Raw genomic sequence first — 6722 nt, forward strand, 5'->3', positions numbered from 1 at the left:
AGAAATTCACACATATTTACATTCAGGAAAGGGGATCAAACAATGTTTGAAAACGAATTTGAAGGAAAAGTTGTACTGGTTACTGGTGGTACCACAGGCATTGGATATGCCACTGTAAAATCTTATCTGAAAGCAGGAGCAAAAGTTTATTTCCTCGGCAAAGAAGGAGAAGATGTAAGCGCACAGCTTGAGGAACTCAAATCCATCAATCCAAATTATGAATTTAAACACAAAGCAATCAACCTGTGCGATTACAAAGCTGCGCAGGAACTGTATGCTGAAATTGAAGAAATGTGGGGAAAACTGGATATTTTAGTAAACAACGCCGGCGTTGACAGCAGTCTCCCGATCCACAAAATGAAACAGGCACAGTGGGATTATGTTATGGATACCAACATTAAAAGTATGTTCAACATGACAAAATACGCCATCAAACTGCTGAAAAAGACAAAAGGCTGTATCGTAAATACCGCTTCCGTAGCAGGTATTTACGGTTCCGGATGCGGATGCCCTTATCCGGTATCCAAAGGCGGTGTTATCGCTTTCACACAGTCCATGGCGTGGGAGCAGGCTTATGCCGGAATCCGCTGCAACGCTGTTGCACCTGGCGTCATCAACACGAAACTTCTTGACACGGTTCCGCCATTTGCTAAGAAAAGCCTTGCGCAGGGCATCCCGCTTCGCCATATCGGCGAACCTCAGGTTATCGCTGATGCGATTCTTTTCCTGTCTTCCAGCGCCGCTTCCTATATCACAGGCGTTACCCTGCCTGTAGACGGCGGATACAGACCGGCAAATGTCGCTAATTAAGCGATATACATATAGAAAAAACTCGAATCTGGGAGAGAAATGAGAGGTTAAATACTGTGTGTACATCACGCTTCAATATTTTTAATCATAGCAACAATAGTTTTTTTACTCCTGGAACTCAGTTGGCTAATATCGCAAAAGCAAAACCAGATGATCCTGCGATCGTATACATTTCCCCTAAGAATACAGAGTCCGTCATGACCTGGCGGGCTCTGGAGGAATTATCCAATCGAATTGCATGGTATCTTATGGATCAGGGAATCCGATCAGGTAAAAGTGTAGTTGTAGCGCTCCCTAACATTCCCACACATATTGCTCTTGCATTTGGCATTTGGAAAGCAGGTGCATGCTATGTTCCTGTATCCGACAGGCTTCCCAGAAGGAATCTTCTTGAAATATGCGGATGTGTCTCACCTTCTCTTGTTGTGACTAACCGCTGGAAGCCAAACAAATATTTCAGTCTGAGTTCAACCAAATTAAAAGAAGTATGCCAGGAATATCCGGCTGAAATGCCGCCCGATACTCTTGCTGTACCCAATCTTGCAAACTGTACCGGCGGAACGTCAGGAAAAACCAAGGTTGTCCTTCAAAATATGCCCGCCGGAGGAAGTGATGAAGGGCTTCGGGCATGGTTTGCCATGACCGGCATGAGATTTGAAATGCGTCAGCTTCTGGCTGGGCCGCTCTTTCACGGTGCCCCTCACTCTGTCGCCTTTAATGGGCTTTTTTGCGGAAATACATTGTATATGCCCTCCTGTTTCGACCAGAGAGCAATCGTAGCTTTAATCAAAAAACACCAGATCGAGTACGTACAGTTGGTTCCAACGCTTATGCAGCGCATTATCAAGATGCCGGATTTTAATCCGGAGGATCTTGGCAGCCTGAAAGTTTTATGCCATACCGGAGGAGTCTGTTCTCCAGATCTTAAGAAGGAATGGTTCCGCATTCTTTCACCGGAGAAAATATATGAAATCTATTCCATGACAGAATGTGTGGGGATCACCTCTATCCGCGGGGATGAATGGCTGATCCATGAAGGCAGCGTTGGAAAAATGCCTTGCGGAAGTATTGCGATCCGTGACGACAACGGGCAGGATCTTCCTGTCGGTCAGGCCGGTAATATCTATATGTCCTGGACAGAAAATGCACCGGAAATCGGATTTTTAAATTCTCCTCCGCCGGAAATCTCCAAAGACGGTTTTCGGAGTGTGGGCGACATCGGATATATCGATAACGATGGTTATCTGTATTTTGTCGACAGGCGCAGCGATATGATCGTAACCGGAGGAGAGAATGTATTTGCCAATGAGGTAGAAACTGTATTAAAAAAATCAAAAAAAGTTTTAGATGTGGTTGTTGTCGGTATTCCCGACAAGGAATGGGGGCATCGCATCCACGCTATCGTTGAGACCAAGGAGCCTGTAAGCGATAAAAGTCTGATACGGCTTGCCCTTGATTATCTGCCCCCTTATAAGATTCCAAAATCTTTTGAATTTGTGGATGAAATTCCACGAAACGCAAACGGTAAAGTCGTACGCAGTACGCTTGTAGAGCAGTATATTAAAAACAATTCAGATTCAAATGGAGACTAAAACTATGGAGACTAAAAAATTTAAAGGCTGGGGAGTACTCGTTGCAGCGTTCATCCTGTCATTTATACCCACAGCCATTATGAGCAACTGCTTTTCCCTGTTCATGGCGCCGGTTTGTGCTGATCTCGGCTTCAGTACAACAAGCTGGTCAATGGTAAGTCTGATCTCCTCTTTTGCAAGTGCGATCGGAGCTATGATCATTGCAGGAATGTACCAGAAGAAAAATATGAAACTCATCATGATGATCGTAACGATCGGAACAAGTCTATGCTGGGTAGTTGCAACCTTTTGTACTGCTATCTGGCAGTTCTACCTGATATTCGGCCTGTCAAATATTTTTATGGCCGGTCTGACACAGCTTCCGATTTCCATGCTTGTCACTGCATGGTTTGAAGACCGGCGCGCAACCATGATGTCGATCGCTTATGCCGGAGGCGGCCTTGGCGGTACAGTATGGTCGCCTGTTCTTACAAAATTTATTTCTTCCGGAACTGACGGATGGAAAACCGCAATGCTGTTTGCAGCTGTTACAGTCGGCGTCATCACCGTCCTTACTGCCCTCTTCCTGGTAAAACGTTCTCCTGCAGAGTATGGCACAGAACCATACCGCACCGGAAACAAAACAGACCAGAAAGACAGCCGTCAGGAAAAGGCAGCCGAGTGGATCGGCGTATCTAAAAAAGTTGCCACAAAATCCAGCGCATGGTACTGCGTCCTTGGCGTTGTGATCTGTGTCGGTATACTGGCTGCAGGAGTTACAACTCATGTTCCGAACTTTGTCACATCCATCGCGCAGGACGGCGGAACTCTTCAGGGAACAGTATTGTCCGTTTATTCCGTTGTTTCCATTTTTGGTATGCTGGGCGGCGGCGTGTTGATGGACAAACTCGGCATCCGCAAGACCGTTCTTTGTGCAGCTGTACTGGTTATCGTCGGGCTGGCAAGTCTGGTGGCTTACTCTGTAACCGGAATTACAGTGGTCGTATTTGGATATGCATTCTTCGCACTGGCTATGTTCCTTCCGAAAGTTCTGCCGGCAGTTTTGATGTCCAAAGTATTCGGAACAAAAGATTATGCCGGAATTTATGCTACTGCTAATCTCTTCTTCCTGATCGGATCTGCTTTCGGCGCTGTGCTGACCTCTATTATCCAGGGGATTGCAGGTTATGGAATGACCTGGATCTTCTACATGATCGTAGCTGTTTTGATGTTCTTCTTTGTATCCGGCGCCATCAGCGGAAGTGAGAAGCTTCAGGCAAAATATCCGCAGGGTGATTAAACAGCAGCTATTTTACGTTAATATTTATTTACTATACTACTTTTTAAGAAAGGGGAACTATTCATGAAACAAATCGACAACAAATTAACTCAAAAATTTGATGAATATCCGCAGTTTGGTGTTCTTCAGGGCGTTAAGGTATTTGTAACCGGTACCAACATCGCCGGACCATTTGCCGGATGCCTCATGGCTGAAATGGGAGCACAGGTCCTTCAGGCCGAATCTCCTTCCATCGCCTGCCAGACAAGAGGTACACTGTCGTGGTCTCAGAACCACCGTAACGAATATTCCATTACGATCAATACAGCAAAGGCTTCCGGACGTAAAATCTTCTATAAATGTGTCGAATGGGCAGATATCTGGATCGAGGCCGGTAAACCGGGATCTTACGCAAAACGCGGTATTACAGATAAATCCTGCTGGGAACACAATAAAGCCCTTACAATTGTCCATGTATCAGGATACGGACAGTTTGGGCCATCTAAGGACAAACCGTCCTACGATGTGTCCGGACAGGCAATGGGCGGATATATGTACCTGAACGGACCTTCGCCCACTTCCAGCCCTCTGAAAGTAAATCCGTACCTGTCAGACTATGTGACCGCATACAATGCCTGCATCGTCGCTCTCTCCGGCTATATCAACGCACAGCGCACCGGCGAGGGAGATTCCTGTGACGTGGCACAGTATGACACAATGTTCCGTCTGCTGGACAACTATCCGGCAAGGTGGTTCAACAACGGCTATCCGAAGCAGGGCGAGCCTGTTCCGGAGCGTACAGGAAACAAGAGCGACATGGCGGCATGCTTCTCCTTCTACGATACAAAGGACGGCAATACTATCTTTGTCGCTATCACAGGACAGGGTCCTGTTACCCGCGGATATCCGATCATCGGTATGGGAAAACCGGGCGTGGCAAAAGATATTCCAAAAGACTGTACCGGATTCCCTCTCTTTGACCCAAGGGGACAGAAAGCCGACAAACTCCTTACCGAGTTCTGTGCTTCCCACACCTGCGACGAGCTGGAAGAAATCTTCAACAAGGCAGGTATCCCCTGCCAGAGAGCTTACGGACCTGCTGATATCGAAAAAGATCCGCAGTATGAAGCACGTGAGAACCTGGTGGAATGGGAAGATCAGTGCTTCGGCCGCATGAAAGGCATCGGCATTACCAATATCTTCAAGAAGAATCCTTCTCAGATCGTTGCTTCCGCTCCCTGCTTCGGCGAGCACAACAGGGAAGTTCTTCAGTACTTTGGCTATACCGACGAGGAGATCGACAAACTCTACAAAAATAAAGACATTGTAACATGGACTCCTGCCGAGACAGCAAAACGGAAATTATTCGTAGAATGGGGATTCTTCTGGGATCCGGAACGTCAGGCAAAACGGATCGGACTGGAATATCCGCCGAAAAAGAAAACAAAGAAATAGCAGCAGCTGCTACTCATGAAATATTGATTAACCTCCGAAAAAAGACCGCCGGATCGGGTGCAACATTCCTGATCCGACGGTCTTTTCCCGCATATATTTACTGGGTTAACCTTCATATTTACTGCCTATCCGTCTTTTATGCAGTTTATTAGTTATAGCGGCGATACGTCTGTTATATCTGCCCGCTATGATAAATAATCTTTGATATTTTCTTCCCCGAATTCAGATATCCGCTTTGTCTGACACCTTCCTGAACAATCCGATCCAGCTTTTCTTTCGGCATTCGCAGAACCGTATCATCCTCCAGAACAATTTCACATCCGTCATCATTATTACCTGTCTCCCCGCATTCTACTCTATACATATTCTTTCTGTTGATTGCACCGATTTCTTCCAGTGCATTGATCATACGGTATACAGTTGCCAAGCCGATCCTTTTATCTTCCTGTGATGCCTTGTAATAGATTTCTTTACAGCTTGTACAGTCATTTTCTAAAATAATATCAATCAGGATCTTTCTCTGCTTTGTGATCCGGCACCCGTTTTCTTTTAGCCTTTGAATAATCTCATCTTTTCCGTTCACTCACTCGCCCCGCCTTACGTTTGTGAAATACTGATGACTTCAAATCCTGCTCCGCCGCTCTATGCACCCTCACCGTTAAAACGTTTGCCTGATCTTTTCAGTGTAAGAGATACCGCATCAACGAATACGTTTTGAAACAGGATTATTCCTACCTTGAATTAGTATATTCTAACTTTAGTTAGATTTCAATAACTATCTTATACATTTTTCAGGATTTTTTATTTTAATCAAGCGTCTCCCACACACAGGGATATATTACGTTGACCTAAGCCGGGCCGACAACTGAGGGAGACTGCACATATTGTGAGTCCCCCTCTTCGCATCATTCTTATTTATTTCCGTCTGTCAAAAGATTTCTCATGCTCCTTAAGCTGATCAGCAGGGTCGATGTATTGTGGAGCAAAGCGGAGGAGGTAGGCCTGATCACTCCAACGCCTCCCAGCAGGATCAGCCCTGCATTGATCCCGATAATCTGGTGATAATTTTTCCTGATCCGCTTCATCATTCCGTTTGTGAGGCGTTTCAATGTAACAAGCTCTCCCAGGTCTTCCGCTGCGATGGTAATATCGGCAATTTCTCTTGCAATCTCTGCGCCATCGCTGATTGCGATGCCGGCATCAGCAGCAGACAGAGCAGGGGAATCATTGATTCCGTCCCCGATCATAATAACCTTGTGCCCCAGTGCTTTCTCCCGTTCCACAAATCCGGCCTTTTCTTCCGGCAGCACCTCCGCATAATACTCATCTACACCAACCTGGCGTGCGACAGAGGCGGCAGTCTTCTCACTGTCTCCAGTCATCATAACTGTTTTCTTTATTCCTTCTGCCCGAAGCGCCCGAATCATATCTGCCGCTTCTTTCCTTAATGGATCTTCGATACAGATGACTGCTATCAGCTCCTGCTCGACGGCAAGATACAAGTGGGAATATTCTTCCGGCAGCGTCTCAAACCTTTCCTGGTATTCCGGGCGGACCGCACAGCTCTCATCCTCAAAAACAAAATGTCTGCTGCCGATCACCACTTT

General features: G+C 46.2%; 6 protein-coding genes. 4 read left to right on the forward strand and 2 right to left on the reverse strand.

The annotated features are described in order from the left end of the window. Positions 1 to 42 precede the first annotated feature (42 nt). The 4 genes from WJ238_RS08140 (at position 43) to WJ238_RS08155 (ending at position 5115) form a co-directional block, all read left to right on the forward strand. Positions 43 to 810, forward strand: a complete 768-nt coding sequence (locus WJ238_RS08140) for an SDR family NAD(P)-dependent oxidoreductase (protein WP_230105865.1) — start codon at positions 43 to 45, stop codon at positions 808 to 810. Between the two features lie 56 nt (positions 811 to 866). Further along, complete coding sequence (baiB, locus tag WJ238_RS08145; protein ID WP_337606648.1) at positions 867 to 2402, forward strand: bile acid--CoA ligase BaiB; 1536 nt, start codon at positions 867 to 869, stop codon at positions 2400 to 2402. Positions 2403 to 2406: 4 nt separating this feature from the next. After that, a complete protein-coding gene (locus WJ238_RS08150) occupies positions 2407 to 3681 on the forward strand; it encodes an MFS transporter (RefSeq protein ID WP_230105863.1) in 1275 nt (424 codons plus the stop codon). Positions 3682 to 3744: 63 nt separating this feature from the next. Continuing rightward, entirely contained in the window at positions 3745 to 5115 is a 1371-nt protein-coding gene (locus tag WJ238_RS08155) for a CaiB/BaiF CoA transferase family protein (protein WP_230105862.1), read from the forward strand. Between the two features lie 172 nt (positions 5116 to 5287). Here the strand turns inward: WJ238_RS08155 and WJ238_RS08160 are convergent, their stop codons facing one another. Further along, the gene (locus tag WJ238_RS08160) at positions 5288 to 5698 is read right to left on the reverse strand and encodes a Fur family transcriptional regulator (protein WP_230105861.1); all 411 of its coding nucleotides are present in this window, start codon (positions 5696 to 5698) and stop codon (positions 5288 to 5290) included. Positions 5699 to 6026: 328 nt separating this feature from the next. Further along, positions 6027 to 6722: HAD-IC family P-type ATPase (locus WJ238_RS08165; RefSeq protein WP_337606649.1), on the reverse strand; the 696-nt coding region annotated here is incomplete at its 5' end.

The organism is Claveliimonas sp. (assembly GCF_037273965.1).
GTDB lineage: Bacteria > Bacillota > Clostridia > Lachnospirales > Lachnospiraceae > Claveliimonas > Claveliimonas bilis.

Bases quoted from the DNA above. Each gene is read 5' to 3' on its own strand.
- WJ238_RS08150 (WP_230105863.1), top strand. From the start codon at position 2,407: ATGGAGACTAAAAAATTTAAAGGCTGGGGAGTACTCGTTGCAGCGTTC.
- WJ238_RS08140 (WP_230105865.1), top strand. From the start codon at position 43: ATGTTTGAAAACGAATTTGAAGGAAAAGTTGTACTGGTTACTGGTGGT.
- WJ238_RS08155 (WP_230105862.1), top strand. From the start codon at position 3,745: ATGAAACAAATCGACAACAAATTAACTCAAAAATTTGATGAATATCCG.